26 protein-coding genes, 1 other RNA gene, 1 riboswitch and 2 other annotated features are annotated in these 26,447 nt (G+C 39.8%); of the genes, 24 read left to right on the top strand and 3 right to left on the bottom strand.

Translation table 11 applies throughout. The annotated features are described in order from the left end of the window. Positions 1–75 precede the first annotated feature (75 nt). The 9 genes from E2L03_RS12795 (at position 76) to E2L03_RS12830 (ending at position 10,723) form a co-directional block, all read left to right on the top strand. Positions 76–2,268, top strand: a complete 2,193-nt coding sequence (locus E2L03_RS12795) for a RelA/SpoT family protein (protein WP_055737365.1) — start codon at positions 76–78, stop codon at positions 2,266–2,268. A gap of 22 nt (positions 2,269–2,290) precedes the next feature. Then, positions 2,291–2,740 carry a D-aminoacyl-tRNA deacylase gene (dtd, locus tag E2L03_RS12800; RefSeq protein ID WP_038478696.1) on the top strand — a complete coding sequence of 150 codons (450 nt, stop codon included), beginning with the start codon at positions 2,291–2,293 and terminating at the stop codon, positions 2,738–2,740. A 149-nt stretch (positions 2,741–2,889) separates the two neighbouring features. Next, positions 2,890–3,903: a LacI family DNA-binding transcriptional regulator gene (locus E2L03_RS12805; protein ID WP_038478699.1), complete on the top strand. Its 1,014-nt coding sequence runs from the start codon at positions 2,890–2,892 to the stop codon at positions 3,901–3,903. Positions 3,904–3,921: 18 nt separating this feature from the next. Then, the gene (locus E2L03_RS12810) at positions 3,922–4,647 is read left to right on the top strand and encodes a ThuA domain-containing protein (protein ID WP_055737367.1); all 726 of its coding nucleotides are present in this window, start codon (positions 3,922–3,924) and stop codon (positions 4,645–4,647) included. A 4-nt stretch (positions 4,648–4,651) separates the two neighbouring features. After that, positions 4,652–5,659: a Gfo/Idh/MocA family protein gene (locus E2L03_RS12815; protein ID WP_095149949.1), complete on the top strand. Its 1,008-nt coding sequence runs from the start codon at positions 4,652–4,654 to the stop codon at positions 5,657–5,659. Between the two features lie 80 nt (positions 5,660–5,739). Further along, complete coding sequence (locus E2L03_RS20460) at positions 5,740–5,895, top strand: hypothetical protein (RefSeq protein WP_160319316.1); 156 nt, start codon at positions 5,740–5,742, stop codon at positions 5,893–5,895. 58 nt (positions 5,896–5,953) lie between these two features. Continuing rightward, positions 5,954–6,169: a binding site (T-box leader), on the top strand. A gap of 54 nt (positions 6,170–6,223) precedes the next feature. Further along, positions 6,224–7,510 (top strand): histidine--tRNA ligase, encoded by a 1,287-nt coding sequence (gene hisS / locus E2L03_RS12820; RefSeq protein WP_134259321.1) that lies wholly within the window; start codon positions 6,224–6,226, stop codon positions 7,508–7,510. Beyond that, a complete protein-coding gene (aspS, locus tag E2L03_RS12825) occupies positions 7,507–9,279 on the top strand; it encodes an aspartate--tRNA ligase (protein ID WP_038478711.1) in 1,773 nt (590 codons plus the stop codon). Before hisS ends, aspS begins: the two co-directional genes overlap by 4 nt. Before the next feature lie 56 nt (positions 9,280–9,335). Further along, positions 9,336–9,441: riboswitch (SAM riboswitch) on the top strand. Positions 9,442–9,508: 67 nt separating this feature from the next. Then, positions 9,509–10,723 carry a homoserine dehydrogenase family protein gene (locus E2L03_RS12830; RefSeq protein WP_051667453.1) on the top strand — a complete coding sequence of 405 codons (1,215 nt, stop codon included), beginning with the start codon at positions 9,509–9,511 and terminating at the stop codon, positions 10,721–10,723. Here the strand turns inward: E2L03_RS12830 and E2L03_RS12835 are convergent. Beyond that, positions 10,718–11,026, bottom strand: a complete 309-nt coding sequence (locus tag E2L03_RS12835; RefSeq protein WP_038478714.1) for a hypothetical protein — start codon at positions 11,024–11,026, stop codon at positions 10,718–10,720. The genes E2L03_RS12830 and E2L03_RS12835 overlap by 6 nt on opposite strands. A gap of 186 nt (positions 11,027–11,212) precedes the next feature. Here E2L03_RS12835 and ssrS point away from each other — a divergent pair. Next, positions 11,213–11,391, top strand: a non-coding RNA gene (gene ssrS, locus E2L03_RS12840) — 6S RNA. Between the two features lie 105 nt (positions 11,392–11,496). Continuing rightward, complete coding sequence (locus E2L03_RS12845; RefSeq protein WP_038478717.1) at positions 11,497–12,264, top strand: tRNA threonylcarbamoyladenosine dehydratase; 768 nt, start codon at positions 11,497–11,499, stop codon at positions 12,262–12,264. A 34-nt stretch (positions 12,265–12,298) separates the two neighbouring features. Here E2L03_RS12845 and E2L03_RS12850 read toward each other — a convergent pair whose 3' ends face one another. Beyond that, positions 12,299–12,916 (bottom strand): RsfA family transcriptional regulator, encoded by a 618-nt coding sequence (locus tag E2L03_RS12850; protein WP_038478720.1) that lies wholly within the window; start codon positions 12,914–12,916, stop codon positions 12,299–12,301. Positions 12,917–13,031: 115 nt separating this feature from the next. Beyond that, the gene (locus tag E2L03_RS12855; RefSeq protein WP_038478723.1) at positions 13,032–14,294 is read right to left on the bottom strand and encodes a replication-associated recombination protein A; all 1,263 of its coding nucleotides are present in this window, start codon (positions 14,292–14,294) and stop codon (positions 13,032–13,034) included. A gap of 184 nt (positions 14,295–14,478) precedes the next feature. Between E2L03_RS12855 and cymR the strand changes: the two genes are divergently transcribed. The 13 genes from cymR to E2L03_RS12920 all read left to right on the top strand — a co-directional run bounded on the left by cymR (position 14,479) and on the right by E2L03_RS12920 (position 26,323). After that, complete coding sequence (gene cymR / locus E2L03_RS12860) at positions 14,479–14,898, top strand: cysteine metabolism transcriptional regulator CymR (protein ID WP_035396059.1); 420 nt, start codon at positions 14,479–14,481, stop codon at positions 14,896–14,898. A gap of 12 nt (positions 14,899–14,910) precedes the next feature. After that, a complete protein-coding gene (locus tag E2L03_RS12865) occupies positions 14,911–16,068 on the top strand; it encodes a cysteine desulfurase family protein (protein WP_134259322.1) in 1,158 nt (385 codons plus the stop codon). Between the two features lie 23 nt (positions 16,069–16,091). After that, positions 16,092–17,183: a tRNA 2-thiouridine(34) synthase MnmA gene (gene mnmA, locus E2L03_RS12870; RefSeq protein WP_134259323.1), complete on the top strand. Its 1,092-nt coding sequence runs from the start codon at positions 16,092–16,094 to the stop codon at positions 17,181–17,183. Between the two features lie 34 nt (positions 17,184–17,217). Then, positions 17,218–17,877, top strand: coding sequence for a tetratricopeptide repeat protein (locus tag E2L03_RS12875; protein WP_038478732.1), 660 nt, complete (start codon positions 17,218–17,220; stop codon positions 17,875–17,877). 10 nt (positions 17,878–17,887) lie between these two features. Further along, complete coding sequence (recD2, locus tag E2L03_RS12880) at positions 17,888–20,146, top strand: SF1B family DNA helicase RecD2 (protein WP_134259324.1); 2,259 nt, start codon at positions 17,888–17,890, stop codon at positions 20,144–20,146. Between the two features lie 82 nt (positions 20,147–20,228). After that, positions 20,229–20,693: a PRC-barrel domain-containing protein gene (locus E2L03_RS12885; protein ID WP_371836665.1), complete on the top strand. Its 465-nt coding sequence runs from the start codon at positions 20,229–20,231 to the stop codon at positions 20,691–20,693. A 14-nt stretch (positions 20,694–20,707) separates the two neighbouring features. Beyond that, complete coding sequence (locus tag E2L03_RS12890) at positions 20,708–20,896, top strand: YrzR-like zinc ribbon domain (protein WP_176463610.1); 189 nt, start codon at positions 20,708–20,710, stop codon at positions 20,894–20,896. A gap of 20 nt (positions 20,897–20,916) precedes the next feature. After that, positions 20,917–21,105 carry a DUF3918 family protein gene (locus E2L03_RS12895; RefSeq protein ID WP_038478741.1) on the top strand — a complete coding sequence of 63 codons (189 nt, stop codon included), beginning with the start codon at positions 20,917–20,919 and terminating at the stop codon, positions 21,103–21,105. A 96-nt stretch (positions 21,106–21,201) separates the two neighbouring features. Beyond that, on the top strand, positions 21,202–22,278 hold the full coding sequence (locus E2L03_RS12900) for an AI-2E family transporter (RefSeq protein ID WP_134259325.1): 1,077 nt from the start codon (positions 21,202–21,204) through the stop codon (positions 22,276–22,278). Positions 22,279–22,337: 59 nt separating this feature from the next. Then, positions 22,338–22,545 (top strand) — a binding site (T-box leader). Positions 22,546–22,598: 53 nt separating this feature from the next. Then, on the top strand, positions 22,599–25,241 hold the full coding sequence (gene alaS, locus E2L03_RS12905; protein WP_134259326.1) for an alanine--tRNA ligase: 2,643 nt from the start codon (positions 22,599–22,601) through the stop codon (positions 25,239–25,241). Positions 25,242–25,317: 76 nt separating this feature from the next. Further along, positions 25,318–25,590, top strand: a complete 273-nt coding sequence (locus E2L03_RS12910) for an IreB family regulatory phosphoprotein (protein WP_055737379.1) — start codon at positions 25,318–25,320, stop codon at positions 25,588–25,590. Next, entirely contained in the window at positions 25,587–26,012 is a 426-nt protein-coding gene (ruvX, locus tag E2L03_RS12915; protein ID WP_038478749.1) for a Holliday junction resolvase RuvX, read from the top strand. Before E2L03_RS12910 ends, ruvX begins: the two co-directional genes overlap by 4 nt. A 20-nt stretch (positions 26,013–26,032) precedes the next feature. Then, the gene (locus tag E2L03_RS12920; RefSeq protein ID WP_038478752.1) at positions 26,033–26,323 is read left to right on the top strand and encodes a DUF1292 domain-containing protein; all 291 of its coding nucleotides are present in this window, start codon (positions 26,033–26,035) and stop codon (positions 26,321–26,323) included. Positions 26,324–26,447: the final 124 nt, after the last annotated feature.

Below are 26,447 nucleotides of genomic sequence, written 5' to 3' on the forward strand. Positions count from 1 at the left end.
AGCGTACCCTCTTTACAAGAATGAACGAGTAAAGGATAATAGAAAGAAAACTTGTCGAATGAGTAAGGTGATTCCATGACGATTGATCAGGTGCTCGAAAAAGCAAGCGCCTATTTGCAGCCAGATGATATTGAATTCTTAACAAAAGCTTATACGTTTGCTGAAGAAGCTCATAGCGGACAGTATCGCAAGTCTGGTGAGCCCTATATCCTCCATCCTGTGCAAGTAGCAGGTATTATTGTAGGTCTAGAGCTTGATCCGAATACGATTGCAGCGGCGTTTTTACATGACGTTGTTGAAGATACAGATGCAACAGTGGAAGATTTGCAACAACATTTTAATAAAGAAGTAGCTATGCTTGTTGATGGCGTGACGAAGCTAAAGAAGTTTAAGTACAAATCGAAAGAAGAGCAGCAAGCTGAGAATCACCGAAAAATGCTAATGGCTATGGCAAAAGATATTCGTGTGTTGCTTATTAAGCTTGCCGATCGTTTACACAATATGCGTACACTTAAATTTATGCCGCCACATAAACAACGAGTTACGTCTAACGAGACATTGGAAATTTTTGCTCCATTAGCGCATCGCCTAGGGATTTCTACTATTAAGTGGGAGCTAGAAGATACGGCTTTGCGTTATTTAGATCCGCAGCAATATTATCGAATTGTAAATCTGATGAAGCGTAAGCGTGCAGAGCGAGAGGATTACCTTTCTGACGTAATTGATACAATTAATGAACAGCTAGAAGATGTGCATGTTACAGCAGAACTCTCTGGGCGACCAAAGCATATTTACAGTATTTATCGGAAAATGGTCATACAGAAGAAACAATTTAACGAAATATACGATTTGTTGGCAGTTCGAATTATTGTTAAAAATATAAAAGACTGTTATGCAGTATTAGGGGTTATTCATACGTGCTGGCGTCCAATGCCAGGTCGGTTTAAAGATTATATTGCGATGCCGAAAGCGAATATGTATCAATCGCTCCATACAACTGTTGTAGGACCGAACGGTGATCCTCTTGAAGTCCAAATTCGGACAGAAGATATGCATCGTGTTGCAGAATATGGTGTTGCCGCGCATTGGGCTTATAAGGAAGGAAAAACGTTATCAAGCAAGCGCTATTCGTTCGAAGACAAGCTTAGCTGGCTGAGAGATGTCATTGAATCACAAACGGATACAAACGATGCACAGGAATTCATGGAATCCATGAAAATGGACCTTTTTTCAGACATGGTGTTTGTCTTTACACCAAAAGGGGATGTTATTGAGCTTCCAAGAGGTTCAGTGCCACTTGATTTTGCGTACCGCATTCATAGTGAAATCGGCAACCGGTGTATTGGGGCAAAAGTAAATAGCAAAATGGTACCCCTTGATCATGAGTTAAAAACAGGCGATATCGTTGAAGTGATGACGTCTAAACACTCATATGGACCTAGTCAAGATTGGTTAAAGCTCACAAAATCGTCTCATGCGAAAAATAAAATTAAGCAGTGGTTTAAGAAAGAAAAACGAGAAGAAAATGTGGCAAAAGGAAAAGAATTAATCGAGAAAGAAATTAAGGCTCTTGATTTTGATCCGAAAGAAATTCTTACTCAAGAAAATTTACTTGAAGCCACGACAAAGTTCAGTTTTGCAGGCGATGAAGATATGTATGCAGCAATTGGCTATGGGGGCATTAGTCCAAAGCAAATTGTGAACCGGATGACGGAAAAGCAGCGTAAAGCAAAAGAACAAGAACAAGACAACCAATCATTAGATGAAGCTTTAAATGATATTCAATCATTTACGACTAAGAAAAAATCAAATTCAATTGGCGTTTATGTAAAAGGTGTCGATAATTTGCTGATTCGCCTTGCTAGATGCTGTACGCCCGTACCTGGTGATGATATAGTCGGCTATATTACAAAAGGTCGTGGTGTGTCCATTCATCGAACAGATTGTCCAAACGTAGTGAGTGAAGAACAATCAAGTTCGCGATTACTAGATGTTGAATGGGAAGGGAATCGTCATTCTTCTAAATCGTACAATGTTGATATTGAGATCACGGCTTTTGACCGAAATGGTTTCTTAAATGAAGTTTTACACACGATGACAGAAACGCGTACACAAATTAATTCAGTTTCTGGAAGGTCTGATCACAAGCATAAGATTGCCACAGTTGAAATGAGTATTTCTATTACAGATAAGCAACATTTACAGAAAATTGTTGATCGAATAAAACAATTAAAGGATATTTATTCGGTACGAAGAGTAACGCATTAATAAAATCAGAGGTGAATGAGACATGCGAATTGTTTTACAGCGCGTCAAACATGCCTCCGTAAAGGTAGAAGAAGACGTGGTGGGCTCCATTGACCATGGTCTTCTTTTGCTTGTAGGTGTGACTCATGAAGATGAACAAAAGGATAGTCGTTATCTTGTTGATAAAATCGCTAATTTAAGGATTTTTAGTGATAGCGAAGGGAAAATGAATTTGTCTGTTCGTGATATAGAGGGTTCAATTTTGTCAATATCCCAATTTACCTTATACGGGGAAACAAAAAAAGGCCGGCGCCCTAATTTTATGGCAGCTGCAAAGCCGGAGCATGCTCTAGCGATGTATGAGGCATTTAATGATCAATTACGTGATATAGGATTACGAGTAGAAACAGGCCGTTTTGGTGAGCACATGGACGTTAGCTTACTCAATGATGGACCGGTAACGATTATTTTGGACAGCAAAGAGACGTCATAAGTGTACAAAACCTCATTCTAGTGATGAGGTTTTTACTTGTGTATTCCCTTAAATGAAACCGGTTTATTTTTTGGTTGACTTTCAAGTGATTTTCGGTAAAATGAAAGTGTACAATATGAAATCGATTTCATAAAAAGGGCGTTTTTATTATGTCAACTATTAAAGACGTGGCGACAAAAGCAGGTGTATCCAGGTCAACCGTATCAAGAGTATTGAATCATCACCCTTACGTTGACGAAAAAAAACGTAAAGCAGTTCAAGAAGCGATTAAAGAATTAGGTTATACACCTAACTCTTCTGCTCAACGATTAAGAGGTACGGAGACCAAAACAATTGCCGTTCTTGTTTCCCGAATTGTCAACCCGTTTTTTAGTGCAGTAGTAGATGCGATGGATGAAGTAGCCACCATGCACTCGTATCGGATGATTCTTTGTAACACGCGAGGAAGAGCAGACCAAGAGCTTCATTTCCTTGAGCTCCTTCGGACAAAGCAAGTGGACGGTGTTATTTTAGCTTCGATTGTAAATGATTGGGAGACAATTTATCCGTATTTACAATATGGTCCCATTGTTTTGTGTAATGAATACCCAAGAGATTTACATGGGGCGCCGGTTATAACCATTGATCAGAAAAAGGCGATGACCACTATTACGAAACATTTGCTACACAAAGGCTACGATTCAATTGCATACTGCAATGTCTATGACGTGAATCACTTACCAGAAGGAGTGCGCTCTCCACTAGCAGAGGATCGGTATGAGGGATTTGTTCAAACAATGAAGAGCGAAGGAAAAGTCATTCAATCGAGCTGGCGTTTTTCCGGTCACTCTGTTGATGACGGTCGAGACATTCTTCGCACAATATTGGGTTTATCGAATCGACCAAATGCCATTATTACCGGCAGTGATGAAATTGCAGCTGGCATTATTGCGGAAGCTAAAGTTAAAAAGGTGCGTATTCCAGAAGATTTAGCGGTTGTAGGCTTTGATAACCAGCCCACTGCGACATTGTTAGAACCGCAACTCACAACCATTCATCAGCCTACTTTTGAGATGGGCAAGCAAGCAATGGAGATGCTGTTAACCTTACTAGCAAACCAAAATGAACAATACGAGTCTGTGACTTTTTTAGAAGCACCAATACAAATTCGACATTCAACATAACGAAAAGGGGTTAAATCGATGACAAACGTCACAATTTGGAATGAATATCGTCATGAACAACGAAGCGAGAAGGTAGCAAGCGTATATCCTGAAGGCATCCATGGAGCGATTGCATCGTTTTTAAATGAAGAACATACTGTTAAGACAGCTACCTTAGATGAAGAAGAGCATGGACTAACAGAAGCGGTTCTGAATAAGACAGATGTCTTAATTTGGTGGGGACATATTGCGCACCATGAAGTAAAAGATGAGATTGTGGCCCGGGTTCAAAAACGAGTTTTAGAAGGTATGGGGTTAATTATTCTCCATTCTGGTCACTTTTCAAAGATTTTTAAAACATTAATGGGAACGAGCTGCGATCTAAAATGGCGTGAAGCAGATGAGAAAGAGCGGCTGTGGGTTGTGAGCCCAAGCCACCCGATTGCTGATGGCATTGATGAGTACTTTGAATTGGAAAAAGAAGAAATGTACGGCGAACACTTTGATATTCCTAATCCTGATGAAATTGTCTTTATGAGCTGGTTTCAAGGAGGAGAAGTTTTTAGAAGTGGATGCACATTCCATCGGGGTAATGGGAAAATTTTCTATTTCCGACCGGGACACGAAACGTTTCCAACTTACAAAGATCAAAACGTGCAAACAGTGATTAAAAACGCAGTTAAATGGGCGACACCAACAAAAAGAGCCTATCCTACTTATGGAAATGCCCAGCCATTAGAACCTGTACCAGGGCAGTCGGAGTGATCAGATGAAAGTTGGAATTATAGGTGTAGGTGGGATTGCGACAAATCGTCACATTCCAGCTTTACAGACAATAGAAGACGTTGAAGTATATGGTGTTTATGATGTTAATCAAGTGAGAGCAACAGAAGTAGCTGCATCATTTGCTATTCCATTCATTGCTAATTCTGAAAGAGAGCTTTTTGCCCAAGTCGATGCGGTAGTCATTTGTACACCAAATAAATTTCATCATCAATCTGTTCTTCAAGCGCTTCAAGCCGGTAAGCACGTATTTTGTGAGAAACCAATGGCTATTACAAATGCCGAAGCCGTTGAAATGGAGAAAGCAGCAAGTGAAGGTAAGAACGTTTTACAAATTGGGTACCACTATCGTTTTAAAAAAGAAGCACTTGCTGCAAAGAAACTCATTCAAACCGGAGAAATCGGTGATCCACTTGTTATTCGAGTAGAGGGGATGAGGCGTAGAAAAGTACCTGGCTGGGGTGTGTTTATTAATAAAGACCTTCAAGGCGGCGGTTGTTTAATGGACTATGGTTGTCACCTTTTAGACTTGGCGCTATGGCTCGTAGACTACCCGGAAATTGAAAGTGTACACGGGCAAACGTATGAACTTGTTAGCCGTCATGAAGATCAGGTAAATGAGTGGGGCGCTTATGATGCAACAAAAATTGATGTAGAAGATCATGCTACAGCATACATTACATTTAAAAATGGTGCTACCATGCTTTTCGAAACCTCATGGGCAGCCAATGTTCCTAGTGATAAGGAAACCATCAGTATTTCTGGCACTACAGGCGGTTTGAATGTGTTTCCGTTAGCAATGAATAAAGCGTCTTCAGGCATGATGTCGACGATGAACGCTGACTGGATTGCTGGAGAGAGCAATGAGGGAATCGCTCAAGCTCGTAACTTTGTCAATGCTTGTCTTGGTCGTGAAGAGTCACTTGTTAAGCCGAACGAGGCACAGCAAGTAACATCAATTATTGAACAAATTTATGAGGCGAGTAAAAAATAGTTCTTTTTTTCGAATTAGGGGTTTTAAAACGTCAGGCAATGGCTATCCTATAGAGAAGTCATGATTAGGAGCGGTTGTCAATGCGTGTCCATGGAAAGCAAGAAGTGCGAAAAGCCATTCAGGACTCAATGGATCAAATCCAACAGCATGAAGCCAATACTGCTTATGCTAGGTTAGAATGTGGCGTAACCCCAAATGAAATTATTTTTATGAAGAAAGCTCTGATGAGAAATTAGCTATTGACGAGCGTGCTTTCATTTCGTATAGTTATAAGCAACTAATTAAAAACGGCAAAATGAACCATTGACGAGGAATAGTAATAGCGGATTCTAGATGCTTAGAGAGAGTTGCCATAGGCTGGAAGTAGCTCCATCTACCGATATGAATGAACACCTTTGAGGATTTTTTCCTGAAACACTAGTAGGGAAAAACGTAGCTGGCGTTAACAGATTAAGAGGAGACGCAGTCTCAAATTTGGGTGGCACCACGGGTTCAACTCTCGTCCCAGATGAGTAATCATCTGGGATGAGAGTTTTTTTGTTTTTTAAAAAGGAGAGAAAGTATATGTCTATTCGTTTGCCAAGAGGAACGCAAGATATTTTGCCTGAAGATGCTGTCGTTTGGCAACATATTGAAAAAATAGCTAGAGAAGTGTGTCAAGGGTATCATTTTGAGGAAATTCGTACACCAATATTCGAGCACACAGAAGTATTTACCCGTGGAGTAGGAGATACAACGGATATTGTGCAGAAAGAAATGTACACGTTTAAGGATCGCGGCGATCGCAGCTTAACGCTTCGCCCAGAAGGTACAGCATCTGTTGTACGATCCTATGTAGAGAACAAGTTATATGGAGAAGCGAATGCTTTAACAAAGCTGTTCTATACAGGGCCGATGTTTCGTTACGAGCGGCCGCAAGCTGGAAGAATGCGTCAATTTGTGCAGTTTGGGGTCGAAGCATTAGGTAGTGCAAACCCACACTTGGATGCAGAAGTATTAGCTTTACTAATTGAAATTTGCAATCGACTTGGGTTAGTCAATTTAAAGCTTGTGATTAATTCATTAGGCGATAAAGACAGTCGTGACTCTCACCGTCAAGCACTTATTCATCATTTTGAACCCTCAATTGAAGAATTTTGTTCAGACTGTCAATCGCGTCTAACGAAAAACCCATTACGTATTCTCGATTGTAAGAAAGACAGAGATCATCCGTTAATGAAAACAGCACCAGCGATCTTAGATTTTCTAAATGATGAATCACGTCATTATTTCGAAAAGGTAAAACAAACGCTTGATCAGCTAGATATAGCCTATGAAGTAGATGCTACTCTGGTTAGAGGTTTAGATTATTACAATCATACCGCGTTTGAATTAATGAGCACAGCACCTGGATTTGGTGCTATTACAACCTTGTGTGGAGGCGGTCGTTACAATGGTCTTGTACAAGAATTCGGCGGACCAGAAACACCTGGAATTGGGTTCGCATTCAGCATTGAACGGTTTATTCTTGCAATGAAAGCAGAAGGTGTTACGTTACCTGAACGCCCTAAGTTAGATGCATATATTGTGGCTTTAGGCGATGAAGCAAATCAGCGAGGGGCAGTCTTGCTAAATGAATTAAGAAAACAAGGCTTTCGTGTAGATAAAGACTATATGGACAAAAAAATGAAAGCACAGTTTAAAGCTGCAGATCGAAACGGGGCAACGTGCACAATTATTATTGGTGAAGATGAGCTAGCAAACGAACAAGCCGTTATACGCCATATGGGTTCTGGCGAACAAAAAACCATTGCTTACGAAGCAATTGTAACGGAACTAGGGGAAAGCATTAAAGGAGGATTAGAAGCGTGAGTAAACGAACACATCATTGTGGAGAAATTACTAAGCAGCAGGCTGGTGAAGAAGTAAAGCTTGTAGGTTGGGTACAGCGTAGAAGAGATTTAGGACAGGTTATTTTCTTAGATATACGAGATCGCTCCGGTCTTGTGCAAGTAGTTTGTAGCCCTGACATAAATGAGCAAGCCTTACATCAGGCTGATCGAGTTCGAAATGAATACATGATTTCTATCAAAGGTATCGTTGTTGAACGTGATGAAAAAGCTGTGAATGCAAAAATTGCAACTGGAGAAATTGAAATTCATGTCCATGAGTGTGAATTATTAAACGCTTCAAAGCCACTTCCGTTTCAAATTGAAGCAAATACAGATGCTTCTGAAGATGTGCGTTTGAAATACCGTTATTTAGATTTACGTCGTCCAGATATGCAGGAGGCGTTTAAACTTAGACATCGAATTACAAAAACAGTACGTGACTTTTTAGATGGTGATGGCTTTTTAGAAATTGAAACGCCAATGTTAACGAAAAGTACACCAGAAGGTGCCAGAGACTATTTAGTTCCGAGTCGTGTTCATCACGGTGAATTTTATGCTTTACCACAATCACCACAGATTTTTAAGCAACTATTAATGGTGTCTGGTTTTGAAAAATACTTTCAAATTGTTCGTTGTTTTAGAGATGAAGATTTACGTGCTGATCGTCAACCTGAATTCACCCAAATCGACATTGAAGCAAGCTTCCTAGAAACAGAGGATGTTCTGGCTATGACAGAGAAGCTTATGAAGAAGTTAATGCTTGATACCCATGGGTTAGAATTAGAAGGTTCTTTTGAACGAATGACATATGAAGATGCCATGAATCGCTACGGGTCGGATAAACCAGATACTCGCTTTGGTATGGAGCTTGTGGATCTTACAACGGTCCTTCAAGATACTGAGTTTAAAGTGTTCAAACAGGCAATAGAATCAAAAGGCATTATCAAAGGATTGAATCTTGTTGGCGGGGCAAGCAAGCTTTCTCGTAAAGAGATTGATGCTTTAACAGACTTCGTCAAGCCTTTTGGAGCAAAAGGACTGGCATGGCTAAAAGTAGAAGAAGATGGCCTTAAAGGACCAATTGCCAAGTTCTTTAACAGTGAGCAGTCTGAAACATTACTTGAGCATATGCACGCCACTCCAGGAGACTTGTTGTTCTTTGGTGCAGATAAAAAGCAAGTTGTATTTGATTCTCTCGGAGCTCTTCGGTTGAAATTTGGAAAAGAATTTGATCTTATCGACTCATCTAAATTTAATTTTCTTTGGGTTGTTGATTTTCCACTTGTAGAATACGATGAGCAAGCAAGACGATACGTCGCTTTACACCATCCTTTCACTAGACCAAAAAAAGAAGATTTACATTTGCTTCAATCAAATCCAGATGACGTACGAGCAGAAGCATACGATCTCGTATTAAATGGATATGAACTAGGTGGAGGTTCACAGCGTATATATGAGCGTGAACTTCAAGAAAAGATGTTTGAAACCCTTGGCTTTACAAAAGAACAAGCGAATGAAGAATTCGGCTTTTTACTTGAAGCTTTTGAATACGGTACGCCTCCTCACGGTGGTATTGCATTAGGCTTAGACCGCATCGTCATGTTACTAGCTCAAAAGACGAACTTAAGAGAGGTTATCGCATTTCCAAAAACAGCGAGTGCAAGTGATTTAATGACAAGTGCGCCAGGTGCTGTTAGTTTAGAGCAATTAATTGATTTAAATTTATCTGTTCTAGGGAAGCGCGGTTGACAGACGCAACCCTTCCATCTATAATGACGGATAATATCATATAGAATTCTTGTTATATCTTATCGAGAGTGGTGGAGGGAACTGACCCGACGAAGCCCGGCAACCAACCTTGTGTGAGGTTAAGGTGCTACATTCAGCAGACTTAGTTCTGAGAGATAAGTGGAGACGAAAAGCTCCTTTTCTTATCTAAGAAAAGGAGCTTTTGTATTAGAGAGAAAGGGTGTTGGAGATGAAGATAGGCTTAATAGGGTATGGAACAGTTGGAAGTGGTGTATATGAAAGGTTAATTGGCTCAAGAGAGCAAATAGAATCCATTATCGGAGAAAAATTCGAAATCGTTCGCATTCTAGTTAAAAATGTAGAGAAGTATAAGGATGTTAACTCATCATTATTTACTTCATCATGGGATACATTTTTTAATACAGATAAATACGACATTGTGTTTGAAGCAATTAATGGAACAGAACTGACAAGAACATATACAAAGGCACTTCTCAAACAAGGCACATCTGTTATATCTGCAAATAAAAAGCTAGTCGCATTACATGGTGAAGAATTAGAACAACTGGCTTTTGAAAATCAAGCTTATTATGGATGGGATGCGGCTGTATGTGGGGCCATACCTATTGTGAATGTTTTCAAAAGTGTGTTATTAACAACGAATGTACAATCAATTGCCGGAATTCTGAACGGGACAAGTAACTATATCTTAACGAAAATGAGCGAGGGTAGCACATATGAAGCTGCACTTGAAGAGGCGCAAAAACTAGGATATGCAGAGGAAGATCCTACATCTGATGTTGAGGGTTGGGATGCTGTATATAAGCTTTGTTTGTTAGCTCGACAATGCTATGATCAGTGGGTTTGTCCAGATGATATTGACCGAGTTGGAATAAGTCATATTGATCAATGGCATATTCAAGCGGCTAAAGAATTGAATTTATCGTTTAAATTGATTGCTAAATTAGAATCGGATGCAACGTCTTTAAAAGGGTTTGTTAAACCGGCTTTAATCGATCAAGAACATTCGTTAGCGCCCATTCGTGGTGTGTTAAATGCAGTAACACTTGAAGGTAAGGATATGGAGCGTCTTATCTTTGCGGGACCAGGAGCAGGAAAGGAAACAACAGCAAATAGTGTAGTTGAAGATTTTGTTTTCCACGAACAGCAGAAACATGTCATACCTAGATTTACAAATCGCTTAACGAAGCTTGAAGAGGGAATTGCTGACAATGTAACGACACAGGAAGTGTGGTTTTGTAAGGAAAATCATGAAAGTAAAATCCAACCGTATTTAGACAAAACGACGGTATGGAGAGAGCATGAAGTAAAAGGAGGGAAAGTCTTTGTCGTGACCCCGCTCCCTTTTGCTACGCCATTTCATACATTTCCGCTCTTAACAGAAATGGAACAGTTAAAAGAAACTGTTCAAAATGAATCATAATCGATATTTCGTTTCTGGGACTAGTTTTTTAAATTCTTGAATGAGTTGCTCTGGTGACGTTTTAATTTTGTATGTTGAAACACCTCGACTTGTATGTAAATATAAAAAGCCAAGCGAATCAGGTGAATCACTAGGGAAGCGATATGAGATATCAAATACGCTGTCAAGTGGAAACCGGTCGGACTCTGTTTCAATACGATCATTGAACAAGGATAGCTCAAAAGAACTTTCGACAATTCTTTTTTCAAGCAGTCCGATTTCTTGTGTGACTTCAATACAACGTTGCTTTACAATTGCGGTCATAGTGATGCCCCCTTTAAAGAAGAATGTACCATATTTTTTGTGAAAACTCACTTAATATGCGGTGGTTTCATCCTTTTGCAAACGGGGTACATATCTATAGCAATCTACCGTATATGTCTTTAGTCACAATTTTTTGAAAAAAGGTTGCGTAAAGTCATTTAAATTGTTATGATAACGTTAATTAAATGATTCCTGAAATGTTCGTACGGGTTTTATTCTTTGAGCCAACACCTTAAAAAAGGGAGCTCGTCGTTACAGTTTTGCTTACATGCCTCGGAAGCTGAGGACGTAAAAGAAACGGTACAGAGCGCCCACCTGCCTGGCAGGTTCAAAGCATTAACTACCTACGGCATGATCGGGATCACGAAAAAAGCATTTCCATTTTGGGAATGCTTTTTTGTATGTGCTTTTCTTTTAGAATATGATAAAATCACAACAGCATAAGGGAATCATAAAGGAGTTTGATGAACGTGTTACACCAGTTTTCAAGAAATGAATTGGCCATTGGCCACGATGGATTAGATCGATTGAAAGGTAGTACAGTAGCAGTACTTGGGATAGGTGGAGTAGGCTCGTTTTCCGCTGAGGCTCTTGCGCGTTCAGGCGTTGGTAAAATTGTACTTGTTGATAAAGATGATGTTGATATTACAAACGTTAATCGACAGATTCATGCACTATTGTCAACAGTTGGTCAGCCAAAGGTTGATTTAATGGCTAAACGAATTCAAGATATTAATCCAGATTGTGACGTAGTTGCATTAAAAATGTTCTACACAGAAGAAACATATGAGGACTTCTTTTCTCACGAATTAGACTATGTTATTGATGCAAGTGATACCATTTCTTATAAAATTCATTTAATAAAAGAATGTCGGAAGCGTAAAATCCCGTTCATTTCAAGTATGGGTGTTGCCAACAAACTTGATCCAACTCGACTACGTATTGAAGACATTTCAAAAACAAGTTATGATCCTATTGCCAAAGTCATCCGCACACGTTTACGAAAAGAAGGGATTAAAAAAGGAGTAGAAGTCGTTTTCTCAGATGAAAAGCCTATTCAGATTCGCGAAGATATTCGTCAAGAGATTGTGCCAGAAAGTGCTGAGCAAGGTACTATTCGTAAAGCGAAGCTTCCTCCATCATCAAATGCTTTCGTGCCATCTGTGTCAGGATTAATTATGGCTGGACATGTTATTACAAATTTGTTAGAGGGAATAACGATTAACCGACAAAACTAACAAACAAAAAAAGCCGTGCCAAGGCTTTTTTTGTTTAATCGATTTTTTCTAGGTTTCCGTTTGTTTCCATTCGAAATGCAACTTGATCATCCAAGTCTTCCTCTAAAATAGCCATTCTTCTTGCGCGGTTCATAATGGAAATAAGTGATTGATAATCTTCTTCAATCATACTATGTTCTTGCTTATTTCTTGATAGTTGCTTTTCTAATTCTCCAATATGTGCTTGTGCGGCTTGTAGTTTCTGCCGTAATGTTTGGTTCTCTTCTTTTAATGAAGTAGATGCCCCTAGGTCGACTTTCTTTAGTTGAGCAATGATGGATTCCATTGATGGTTCAGGCTCATGAAATGGCGTAGTTGGTTGCATCGTTTCAAACGGTCTCGCGTCATGTTTTTGATAGTTTGTTGAAAAAGGGGAAGCGATCATACGCTTTCGCATCTTTCTTTCTCGTTTTGCTTCTTCGATGGTACGTAAGTGCTTTTGTCGTATAACCGCATTCCATCGGAACCCGCAAGCAGCAGATGTTCGATTTAGCGCATCGCCTACTTCATCAAAAGCTTTTAATTGAGTGCTACCATCTTTTATATGGGAGAGTACTGTATCCGCTAATAATACGTCATCCTCGTGTGACCACGCATCTTGTCTTATTTTCATTATCTCAACTCCTAAGCAATTATGTCTTGCTATTACTTTAACCAGAGTTTTCTTTTTTTATACTAGGCTAGTAATAAAGGAGAGAGAAAAGAATTCTAGCAGATTCAGAAGTTGTTTATTGCCGTTTTTCATAAAGTGCGGCAAGCGCATGTTCAAATTTATTGTCGTGATTTGGCTCGTAATAGCGGTGTTTTTTAAAAGCATCAGGTAAATATTGTTGCTTTACCCAGCTCCCTTCAAAATCATGCGGGTACTTGTACTCGACCCCTCTACCTAGATTTTTAGCGCCTTGATAATGCGTATCTTTTAAATGCAGTGGAATTGTTGCGTTTCCCCCTTCACGAAGCGCTGCAATAGCTGCATCAATCCCTTTATAGGCACGATTACTTTTAGGTGATAGAGCTAGTTCAATCACAGCATTCGCCAGCGGAATACGTGCTTCTGGTAGCCCCACACGTTCTGCTGCTTCAATTGCCGTTAAGGTGCGTGAACCAGCTTGAGGGTTTGCCAGTCCGATATCTTCATATGCAATGACAAGAAGTCTGCGATGAATGCTAACTAAATCTCCTGCTTCCAATAATCGAGCAAGATAATGTAAACTTGCATCAACATCGCTCCCACGAATGGATTTTTGAAAAGCAGACAAAACATCATAGTGCCCATCACCGTCTTTGTCGTGCTGAATGCTTTTCTTTTGAATGCTTTGTTCTGCCGTTTCGAGCTGAATAGATCGAATACCATTTTCATCTTTTGGAGTCGAAAGTACCGCCAGTTCAAGGGCATTTAAGCCGGCTCGTACATCACCACCGCAAGCAAGAGCTAAATGAGTAATGGCCTTAGCGTCAATGTCGATTTTCTCCTGACCAAGGCCGTGTTCTTTATCGTTTAAAGCTCGGTGAAGAGCTTGTTCAATTTCTGGTGGATCTAATTGCTCAAGTTCAAATATATGACATCGGCTTCGAATGGCAGGATTAATAGAATGATAAGGGTTAGCTGTTGTCGCTCCAATTAGCAGTATTAAGCCACTTTCTAAATGCGGCAATAAAAAATCTTGTTTTGCTTTATCAAGTCGATGAACCTCGTCTAATATAAGAATGATGGACCCGTACATTTTTGCCTCAGCAACAACGGTCTCCATATCTTTTTTGTTGTGTACAGTTGCATTTAAAAGGCGGTAATGATGACCGCTTGTACCGGCAATGGCACTTGCTATAGATGTTTTGCCAGTGCCGGGAGGACCATATAAGACCATAGATGAAAGTTGATCTGCCTCTACCATTCGTCGTAATAATTTTCCTTCACCTAACAAGCGTTCTTGCCCGATAACATCATCAATCGAAGTTGGCCTCATGCGAAATGCAAGTGGTTTTTGTTTCATACGTATCCCCCTGACTCACTGATTCATGTATACAGTGTAGCTTATCTTTATTTTCAAGGGCAAATCGAAAAGCGCTCAACCTATTAATCAGATAAGAAATCATGCTATAATGTTTTATGGAGAAATATTGTGGGCGAATACGTAAATGAATTGAATAGGAAACGATTTAAAGGAGCTACTCATTATGAAAATATCGACAAAAGGTCGTTACGGGTTGACCATTATGATGGCACTGGCAAAAAAAGAAGGGGAAGGTCCCATCTCATTAAAGTCCATTGCGCAGGAGTACAATCTATCTGAACATTATTTAGAGCAACTAATTGCCCCGCTTCGAAACGCGACGCTTGTAAAAAGTGTGCGTGGTGCTTATGGTGGCTATAAGTTGGCAAAGCAGCCAGAAGAGATTACAGCTGGTGACATTATCCGTGTATTGGAAGGACCGATTAGCCCTGTTGAAGTGTTAGATGATGAAGAGCCGGCTAAACGTGATCTTTGGATTAAAATAAGAGATGCTGTTAAAGATGTGCTTGATACAACGACGCTTTCAGATTTAGCGAACTTCAAAGAAGATGGCGAGCAAGATTACTACATGTTTTATATTTAAAAAGGTGATGGAATGAACGAATATTATTTTGATCATGCTGCTACCTCGTCGGTTCACCCAGAAGTGGTTGAGGCGATGATTCCTTATTATACAGATGTGTTCGGTAACCCATCCAGTAGTCATCGTTTTGGGCGCCGTGCAAAACAAGCTGTAATGGATGCTCGGCATCGTATAGCCTCGCATATTTCTGCTAGTGCAGATGAAATCATTTTTACAAGTGGTGGTACAGAGGCGAACAACCTTGCATTACTTGGTTATGCTCGGGCGAATCGTACGAAGGGGACGCATTTGATTACGTCTAAAATCGAACATCATGCAGTATTACACACGATGAAGCAACTTGAAAGAGAAGGATTTACGATTACCTATGTTGACGTGGATACAACGGGGCAAGTATCAGCTAACGATATAAAAGCGGCATTAACAGAAGATACGATTTTAGTATCAGTTATGTACGGTAATAATGAGGTCGGAACAGTGCAGCCAATAGAAGAAATTGGAGCCATTCTTCACTCTCACCAAGCTGTTTTTCATACAGATGCGGTTCAGGCTGCAGGATTAAGAACGCTTGATCATAAGTTGTTAGGTGTTGATATGCTCTCCCTTGCAAGTCATAAGGTGAACGGTCCAAAAGGTGTAGGTTGTTTATATGTATCAAAAGCAGTGACACTTGATGCAACGACCTATGGTGGTGAACAAGAGCGGAAACGTCGTGCTGGTACAGAAAATGTACCGGGCATTGTTGGCTTTGCAAAAGCGATCGAGCTTGCAAAAGAGCAACAAGCTGTCAACCAGCAGAAGTACAGTTATTTCCAAGCCGCATTTATAGAAATAATGGACGCTCATGGTGTAGAGTATGTACTGAACGGATCAAAAAATCGTTTAGCCCATATTCTTAATATAAGTTTTTGTAACGTTAAAACTGAAACATTATTAATGAAACTTGACATAGCAGGTATTGTTGCGTCTGGAGGTTCTGCTTGCACGGCTGGTACACTCGTTCCATCCCATGTGATAGAAGCCATGTACGGACATGATAATCATAAAGTAATGGAAGCAATTCGGTTTAGCTTTGGACTAACAAATGAAGAGAGCGAAACGATAGAAGCATTTAATAAAATAGCGACAATTGTCAAGGCAGAGCAAAGTCGAGATAATTTTATCGAATAGATTAAATAAGCGAGGGAAATTGTATGAAAAAACCAGAAGAGACTCGGGTTGTCGTCGGTATGTCTGGTGGCGTCGATTCTTCTGTTACAGCACTTTTATTAAAAGAGCAAGGGTATGACGTCATTGGGATCTTCATGAAAAACTGGGATGATACAAATGATTCGGGCTTTTGCTCAGCAACAGAAGATTATGAGGATGTGGAGCGTGTTGCTCAACAGCTTGATATTCCTTATTACGCGGTTAATTTTGAAAAAGAGTATTGGGACAAAGTGTTTACGTACTTTTTAGATGAATACAAATCTGGGCGCACACCAAATCCAGACGTTATGTGTAATAAAGAAATTAAATTTAAAGCATTTTTGAATCACGCCATTGCTCTTGGAGCCGACTATGTAGCAACCGGGCACTATGCACAAATTAATTATAAAGATGGAGAGTATCAGTTAGTAAAAGGTGCTGATGCGAATAAAGATCAGACATACTTTCTGAATGCGCTAAGTCAGAAGCAATTATCTAAAGTGATGTTCCCGCTTGGGCATATGGTGAAAGCCGATGTGCGAAAGAAAGCAGAAAAAGCAGGCTTAGCAACAGCGAAAAAGAAAGATAGTACAGGTATTTGTTTTATTGGCGAGCGAGACTTTAAAGAATTTTTACAAACATTTATTCCTGCTCAACCTGGTGAGATGCAAACTGTTGATGGTGAAGTGAAAGGCGAGCATGATGGATTGATGTATTATACTTTAGGGCAAAGACAAGGTTTAGGAATTGGTGGCGCTGGTGAACCTTGGTTTGTTATTGATAAAGATCTAGAACGAAATGTGTTAATTGTTGGACAAGGCTTCCATCATGAAGGATTGTATTCCTCTGGATTAAAAGCAGAAGGAATGAACTGGATTATGAGTGAGCCAAACGGTGAATTTACATGTAAAGCGAAGTTTCGCTATCGTCAAGAGGATCAATGGGTCACGGTTATTCCACGAGAAAACGGTCAGGCTGATATTCAGTTTCATGAGAAACAACGCGCAATTACACCAGGACAGGCAGTCGTGCTATATGATCAAGAACGTTGCCTCGGTGGAGGAACAATTGATGAGGTTATACGGGAAAACGTCTAAGGGCGTTTTCCTTTTTTCAAGGGGGTACGTATAAATGGATTTATCAACAGGTATTGCATATATGAAGGAAGCCAATTATGAAGAGGCAGCAAAAGTGTTTACTGACTATATTGAAGAACACCCAAAAGAGCCAGAAGGCTATATAAATATGGCTAACCTCTTACGGGTGCTTGGGGACCGAGAACGGGCAGTTGTCTTTAATGAGCGTGCAATTGAACTAGATAAGGATGCGACCACTGCTTATTATAGCCTTGGTGTGCTTGCGTATGAAGACGAACATTTCCAAGAAGCGATCAAGCATTTTCTTACAGCTCAACAAAAAGGGTTAGCTGATGCTGACTTATTTTATATGCTTGGCATGTCCCATTATCAGCTAGGTTCTCTTGCTCATGCACAGGCTAATTTAAGCCGTGCCCATGAATTACAAGCAGATGATCCGGAAATTGCCTTTCAATATGGTCTTTGCCTTGCACAACAAGATCAACTAGGGGAAGCAGAAGCGCTGTTTATTGAGGTATTAAAACAAGACTCAACTCATGCGGATGCGTATTATAACCTTGGTGTCATTCATTTATCCTCAGAAAGGGTAGAGGAAGCACTGAAATGTTTTGACTTAGCTTTAACGAATCAAGAGGACCATTTACTTGCTGGAAATGCGAAACGTGTTGTAGAAGATGCATTGAACAAAGGGTGAGTGTATACTTATGGATGTGGAAGAAACAGGAAGATACATTAAAGGAAAAGTGACACACGTGCTATTCCGTAATGCTGAAAATGATTATACGGTTGCTACTGTTAAAATTGATAAAACGAATGAACAAATTGAAGCGAAGAAAACAACAATAGTCGGTCACCTTCCAGAGCTTGAGATGGACGAAACGTATTCGTTTTTTGGACAGGTTACCGAACACCCAAAGTTTGGTACACAATATAAAGTTGAGACATTTAAAAGGGAAATGCCTAAAACGAAAAATGGTATTATTAAATTTCTTTCAAGTGATCGTTTTCCTGGTATTGGAACGAAAACAGCCGAAACGATTGTTAATGAACTAGGTGAACGCGCAATTTCGCTTATTATTGAAGATCAGCATGTTCTTGATCGAGTGCCAAAGTTGAAAAAAGAGAATGCTATGATGCTTCATCAACGTTTATTAGAACATCAAGGAGCCGAACAAGTTATTATTCAGTTATCTCAATATGGCTTTGGGACAGAGCTATCAATGAATGTGTATCGCGCGTATAAACTTCAAGCACTTGATATTATTCGTACTAATCCATATTTATTAATAAAAGACGTAGAAGGAGTTGGTTTTCGCCGCGCCGATCAGCTTGGGGCAGCCATTGGCTTAACTGGGGATCATCCGGAACGCGTGCGTGCGGGTATCTTATACTTAATTAATGAATTAAGTATCCAAGATGGGCATCTTTTTCTTAATACGGAGTCGTTTATTCAAGAGGTTGTGCTATTGCTACATACACCAAATAAGCCTGTAAGTAATGAAAATGTTCAACAAATCATTAAAGAAATGAATGAAGAAGGTCTGGTTGTAACAGAGCATGACCGTATTTACATGAAATCTCTTTTTTATGCGGAGCGAGGAATCGCTCAAAACATTATGCGTATAAAGTCTTATGAGCTTCAATCTGAATTTACGCAAGCAGATATGGAAAAAACCCTCGGTGAGTTAGAAGAGAACTACAATGTAACGTATTCGCATTTACAAAAAGAAGCAATAGAAACAGCGCTTCATTCGCCTATTATGCTTTTGACTGGAGGTCCGGGTACAGGCAAAACAACCGTTATAAAAGGAATTGTAGAATCTTATGCACGTTTACAAGGCGTCAATCTTGATGGTCGAGGAACGAGCGAAAAAGAAAACCGGTCTTTGCCAATTAAGCTTGCTGCGCCTACAGGACGTGCAGCGAAACGAATGGCTGAAGCCACCGAACTGTCTGCTGGTACAATTCATAGCTTGCTTGGCTGGAAAGGCAGCGCCACAGGTTTTGATAAAGGAGATCATGATCAGCTCGAAGGAGAACTGTTAATTGTAGATGAAATGTCGATGGTGGATGCTTGGGTCGCTAATCAGTTGTTCAAAGCGATTCCGAAAGGAATGCAAGTCGTTCTTGTTGGTGATGAAAATCAATTGCCATCGGTTGGACCTGGGCAGGTGCTTAAAGATTTGCTCGACTCGGAAGTGATACCTACCGTTCAATTAAATGAAATTTATCGACAGGCAGAAGGTTCATCCATTATTGAGTTAGCTCATTCCATGAAAGATGGTTATTTGCCAACAGATATAACGGCAAAAAAACCTGATTTACGCTTTTTCTCCTGTCAAACCAATCAAGTGAAGCAAGCGGTCTGGCAAATATGTGAAAATGCACGTACAAAAGGCTATAGTCCGAGGGAAATTCAAGTATTAGCTCCGATTTATCGTGGTGGAGCAGGCATTATTGAATTAAATACTATGTTACAAACACTCTTCAATCCGGCTAAAGAAGGGCGGCGTGAAATTCCTTTTGGTGATGTTATTTTTCGTAAAGGTGACATGGTACTTCAACTTGTGAACAATGCAGAAGAAAATGTCTTTAATGGAGATAGAGGAGAAATTGTAGCTATCCTTTATGCCAAAGAGACAACGGAGAAAAAAGATCAACTCGTTGTGTCGTTTGATGGCTTAGAAGTAACGTACGACAAAAAAGATTTTACTCAGCTAACCCATGCCTACTGTTCCTCTATTCATAAAGCCCAAGGTAGTGAATTTCCTATTGTAGTCATGCCAGTTGTTGGAAATTATCAACGCATGCTACGACGGAATTTATTATATACAGGCATAACAAGGGCAAAGCAATTTTTACTTTTATGCGGAGACATAAAAACATTTGAACAAGCGATTCAAAAAAAGAATGACGGCAGACAATCATTATTAAAAGACCGACTTCAAGAGCGAATGATGTAGCTGGTAACCATCTCCGGGGATAAGGAGGGAGAAGGTACATACATTATAACTGTTCGGAGAGGTGGTGCAGCTTTTGCGAACGATGCAGAGAATGATTGGTTTACCAATTGTTTCAATGGCAACTGGCAAAGAAATTGGACAAATTTGTGACGGCTGTATGTGTGATGGTCGAATAGCAGGGTTCATAATTAAGCGAAACCACGCTTTGCTCCATCACCATGGTTTTCTTCCTTTTGAAGCGATTCAACATCTCGGAGAACAAGCCGTTATGATTGATGAAGACACAAAAGTGGAAAATGTTGCTGATACGCATAAGCAGTATGATCCTATTTGTACAAGCCGCAAAAAGTTTAAGGGGAAGCCTGTCTTATCCTCAGAAGGCGATATGCTTGGTTTAGCAGAAGATGTATATTTTTCAATGGAAGTGGGCACCATCATAGGGTATGAAGTGACAGATGGCTGGTTGTCGGATATTAAAGAAGGTCGAAAAGTTGTGAAAGGTCATGACTTACTTCTTTGTAAGGAACGAGCGATCTTGTCTCTGTAGAGGAGGCACCTATAATGCGATGTCCGAATTGCCATTTAAAAGATATTGGTAAAATTGGCACAAATCAATATTACTGTTGGCACTGTTTCATTGAAATGAGCCTGGTTAAAGGAACATTAATGCTCCATCAAGTAGAGGAAGATGGGTCTTTGAGTTCCCTCGATGATTTATTTGCAGAAGAGGAAAGACAAATAGATTTATAAAGAATCGAGGTGAATCGATCTTGCGTAAATCCATTGCGCCATTAATGGTGATTGGTCTTGGAGCTGCTTGGTATTCAATGAACGATAAGAAGGCAAAAAAGAAAGTATACAATTTCTTTGAACCGATCATGGAAGCGGATAAGAAATTAATGAACGGAAAAACGTGGAAGAAAACAAAGAAAAAAGTGAAAAAAATGTTTCACTCATAACAGTGCTTATTAAGAACATGGATCGAATGCCATGTTCTTTTTTTGTTAATTTACTTTAAAGTTGCGCATTCTAAGTGGAAGAGAGGAGTGAACCAATTGAAGCGAGACTTACTAGTTGCTGACGTATTAAAGTGGTCAAAATGGCTTATTATGTTCGTGTTTTTTTTACTTGTTCTCTACGTGCTTACATATATTAAGCCACTTTTCACCATTGTTCAGCCACTAATTTGGCCGATTCTTGTATCTATATTAATTGCGTATTTACTGCATCCATTAATTGAGAAAGCAGTCCATTTTGGCATGAATCGGAGTGTGGCAACGGCTTTGCTATTCCTTTTATTTATCCTAGTCATAGTGGCTCTTCTATTTTTAGGAATACCAATCGTTGTAAGACAAGTACAAGAGGCGATGGAGGTAGTGCCGCATCATATTGGTTCTCTAAAAGCAATGCTTCTTACTTATCAAGAAAAAACGGAGGGTTTACCAGATCCCTTAAGAGAGCATGTAGGAGACTGGTCCGGGAAAATAGAACAATTTACAGAAAAAGGTTTAGATCAGGTAGAATCCTTTATTTTAACAATAATACAATCGAGCGTATTATGGATTGTTGTTCCTTTTCTTGTCTTTTATTTATTAAAAGATTTTACTCTATTACAGCGAGTCGGTTTTTATGTAACACCTAGAAAATGGCGAACCATGACACGTCTTTATTTAAAAGACGTGGACAAAACGTTTGGATCGTATTTGCGTGGACAATTACTCGTTGCCCTTTGTGTTGGCGGGTTATCAACGATTGCCCTTCTTGTTTTAGGGGTGCCCTATGCGTTTTTACTTGGTATTTTTATTGGAGCAACAAACTTCATTCCTTATTTCGGTGCTTTTATTGGAGCAATACCAGCCGTTGGCTCCGCATTACTTGTGTCTCCATCATTAGCGCTCTTCACGGCCATAAGTATCTTTGTCACTCAGCAAATAGAAGGAAACGTGTTATCCCCCTTAATTGTAGGGAAAACCGTTCACCTTCATCCAATTTTAATCATTTTAGCACTACTAATCGGAGTAGAAGTCGGAGGGATTGTCGGATTACTTGTTGCTGTCCCTGTAACAGCTATCGCAAAAGTTACATTTCTTCATATTCGGACGTATATGAAAGGGGAAGTGGAGTTTAATTGACTTTTAAAGTCTTGCGCGCTATAATTTTCGTGAATCAAGTTACGTACATGCATAGTGGAATAATTACAGTGAAAGAACGAGTACGCATTAGCCCGTTTAAAGAGAGATGCTTTCTTGGCTGAAAAAAGCATTAACGAAGAAATGCGGAATGCTATTCTGGAGTAGCGAGTATATCGCCGTCACCTGCGTTAAAGGGCTTAAGTGATAATAAGAGAATTCTTGTTATAATTAAGGGTGGTACCGCGTGAAAACAATCTCGTCCCTTTATAGGGAAGGGGTTTTTTTATTTGTTTTTATACATAAAGGAGATGAGTCCAAAAATGAAGAAATTAACTTCAGCACAAGTCCGACAAATGTTTATTGATTTCTTTAAAGAAAAAGGTCACTCTGTAGAGCCGAGTGCATCGTTAGTCCCGTTTGAAGATCCTAGTTTATTGTGGATTAACAGTGGGGTAGCTACATTTAAAAAATATTTTGATGGTCGAGTAATTCCTGAAAACCCACGTATTGTAAACGCTCAAAAATCGATTCGTACGAGTGATATTGAAATTGTTGGAAAAACGGCTCGTCACCACACCTTCTTTGAAATGCTTGGAAATTTTTCGATTGGTGATTATTTTAAAGAAGAAGCCATCATTTGGAGTTGGGAATTCCTTACAAGTGAGAAGTGGATTGGCTTTGATAAAGAAAAACTATCGGTAACGGTTCATCCTGAAGATCATGAAGCGTATAAATTATGGCTGGACAAAGTGGGTGTACCTGAAGAGCGAATCATTCGTTTAGAAGGAAATTTTTGGGATATCGGTGAAGGGCCAAGTGGACCAAACTCGGAATTATTTTATGATCGTGGACCAAGCTATGGCAATGATCCGAAAGATCCTGAGTTGTACCCAGGAGGAGAAAATGACCGTTATTTAGAAATTTGGAATTTGGTTTTCTCACAATTTAATCACAATGCAGATGGCACTTATACACCTTTACCGAAGAAAAACATTGATACTGGCATGGGACTTGAGCGAATGATATCTGTTATTCAAGATGCACGAACAAATTTTGATACAGATTTATTTTTGCCAATTATTAAAGAGACCGAGAAATTAGCAAACGCGCCATATAATAGTGGTAATGAAACCGTAGACACAGCTTATAAAGTGGTTGTGGATCATATTCGAACAGTTGCTTTTGCGATTGGGGATGGCGCATTGCCTTCAAATGAAGGAAGAGGCTATGTATTAAGACGTTTACTTAGACGTGCAGTACGCTTTGCTAAAGCAATTGGGATTGAAAAACCCTTTATGTATACACTCGTACCAGTAGTTGGCACAATTATGGAAGATTTTTATCCCGAAGTAAATGAAAAGAAAGCGTTTATTCAACGTGTGATTCGCACAGAAGAAGAACGTTTTCATGAAACACTTCATGAGGGACTAGCAATTTTAAGTGAGATCATGAAAAAGGCTAAAGAAAATAATGAACAGATGATCAACGGTAAAGACGTGTTCCGCTTGTACGATACCTACGGATTTCCAGTTGATTTAACCGAAGAATATGTGGAAGAAGAGGGGCTTCGCATTCACCGAGAAGAATTTGAGCAGGAGATGGAAGCTCAGCGTAACCGTGCACGTGCCGCTAGACAGGAAACCGCATCAATGGGTGTTCAGGAAGATGTATTTGGTGACTTGAAAACTCCAAGTGTATTTGTAGGCTACGAACATACGGAAACGACCTCTACAATTAACGTCATCATCAAAGACAAAGAAACCATCGATATGGCTCAATCAGGGGATACGGTTTCAATTATTTTAGACGAAACTCCTTTTTACGCTGAAAGCGGTGGTCAAGTAGCGGACCAAGGTGTTCTCTATACAGATAAAGGACAAGGTCGCGTAAAAGACGTTAAAAAAGCACCAAATGGCCAGCATTTGCATACAGTTGAAATGGAGTCAGGCACTCTTCAACAAGGTGATAAAGTGCAAGCACGTATTGAAGTTAGAGAACGCTTAGACATTGTGAAAAATCATACGGCCACTCATTTGCTTCACCAAGCTTTAAAAGATGTTCTTGGAGAGCACGTTAATCAAGCAGGATCTCTTGTAAACGGAGAACGACTACGATTTGATTTTTCTCATTTCGGTCAAGTGACGCCAAATGAGCTTGCGCAAATTGAACAGCTTGTAAACGAAAAAATATGGCAGGCGTTGCCTGTCACGATCACGACTGAGTCTCTTGCAACCGCGAAAGAAAAAGGTGCAATGGCGCTTTTCGGTGAAAAATATGGTGATGAAGTACGACTTGTTCAAATTGGTGATTATAGCTTAGAGCTATGCGGAGGTTGCCACGTTCGCAATTCTGCTGAAATTGGTTTGTTTAAGCTCGTCAGTGAATCTGGAATTGGCGCAGGCGTTCGACGGATTGAAGCTGTAACATCAAAAGGAGCTTATGATTTTGTTAACGACCAATTATCACTGTTAACAGACGCGCAAGAGCGTTTGAAAGTGAAGCAGCTAAGAGATGTGCCTGCAAGAATTGAAGCATTACAACAAGATTTACGTGAATTAAATCGTGAAAATGACTCGTTAACTGCTCGACTTGCTCAAAAAGAAGCAGGGCAATTACTTGATAAAGCAGAAGAGATTAATGGTATCTCAGTATTGGCAGAAGTCGTACAAGCAAAGGATATGGATTCTTTACGTGCAATGGTCGATTCTTTAAAACAAGAAGATCGCAAAGCTGTTATTGTATTAGGAGCAAAAACAGGGGATAAAGTATCACTTGTTGCAGGTGTTACGAAGGCAGCAATTAGCGAAGGGCTTCACGCTGGGAAATTAATTAAAGAAGTAGCAAGCCGTACTGGCGGCGGTGGTGGTGGCCGTCCTGATATGGCTCAAGCGGGTGGTAAGGATCCATCGAAACTTCAAGATGCGTTAAACTATGTAAAGGAACATGTCAATTTAATTTCCTAATTGAACCAATCTGTTGTACAATGAAGACGATACTTTGAGCAAACCTTCTATTACTAAATAAAAGAGGTGAGAGCAATTGAGTTCAATGGATAATACGATGCAGTTTAACTTTAATGATGATTCCTTTGATAAAGATGTTCGTGAAGTGCTCTTATCTGTTTATGATGCACTTGAGGAAAAAGGGTATAATCCGATTAATCAAATTGTAGGCTACCTCTTGTCTGGCGATCCGGCCTATATACCAAGACATAAAGATGCACGTACACTCATTCGCAAACTTGAACGAGATGAACTAATTGAAACATTGGTTAAATCGTATTTAAAGGAGCAGGGAAAAACGATTAAATGAAGATACTCGGACTAGATGTAGGGACGAAAACAATTGGCATTGCCATAAGTGACGCGTTTGGATGGACTGCTCAAGGTTTGAAAACGATTAGAAGAAATGAATCGAATGAAGCAGAGGACTTTAAACAAATTGTTTCTTTAATAGAAGAACATGCTGTTCAAACGGTTGTTGTTGGATATCCTAAAAATATGGATGGAACTATTGGAGCAAGTGGGCAGAGAAGTGAACAGTTCGTCGCACAGTTATCTGAATATGTAGCCATTCATACCGAACTTTGGGACGAGCGTTTAACAACGATGGCTGCTGAACGTGTGTTGGTTGATGCAGATGTTAGTCGAAAGAAACGTAAAAAAGTGATTGACCAAATGGCGGCCCGCTTGATTTTGCAAGGTTATCTTGATCGACGTTCATACACTAAATAGAAAAAAGGTAGGTTTTTTACATGGCACAAGAAGAAAAAGAACGTTTTGTTATTCCAGATGAAGAAGGCACGGAACATTTATTTGATGAATTATTCCGCTTTACAGTTGATGAAACAAACAAATCGTATATGGTTTTAGTTCCAGTTGGTGAAGAAGAGGATGACGATGAGGAAGTAGAAGTATTTGCTTTTCGTTACGAAGATCGTGAAGATGAAGACAATGATATTGCCTTCTTCCCAGTTGAAACAGATGAAGAGTGGGAAATGATTGAAGAAATGTTGAATACTTTTTCTGAGGAAGAAGACGAGTAAATAGCACATAACCCGTGCAGGCGTTGCACGGGTTCATCCGTATGTGTATGCTGCACATCGTCCAATCCCCCTATACAAGAAAGCAGAAAACTATTGTATAATTGGACGAGTGAGGAGGCAATTA

This window comes from Shouchella oshimensis, from assembly GCF_004375095.1.
Taxonomy (GTDB): domain Bacteria; phylum Bacillota; class Bacilli; order Bacillales; family Bacillaceae_D; genus Shouchella; species Shouchella oshimensis.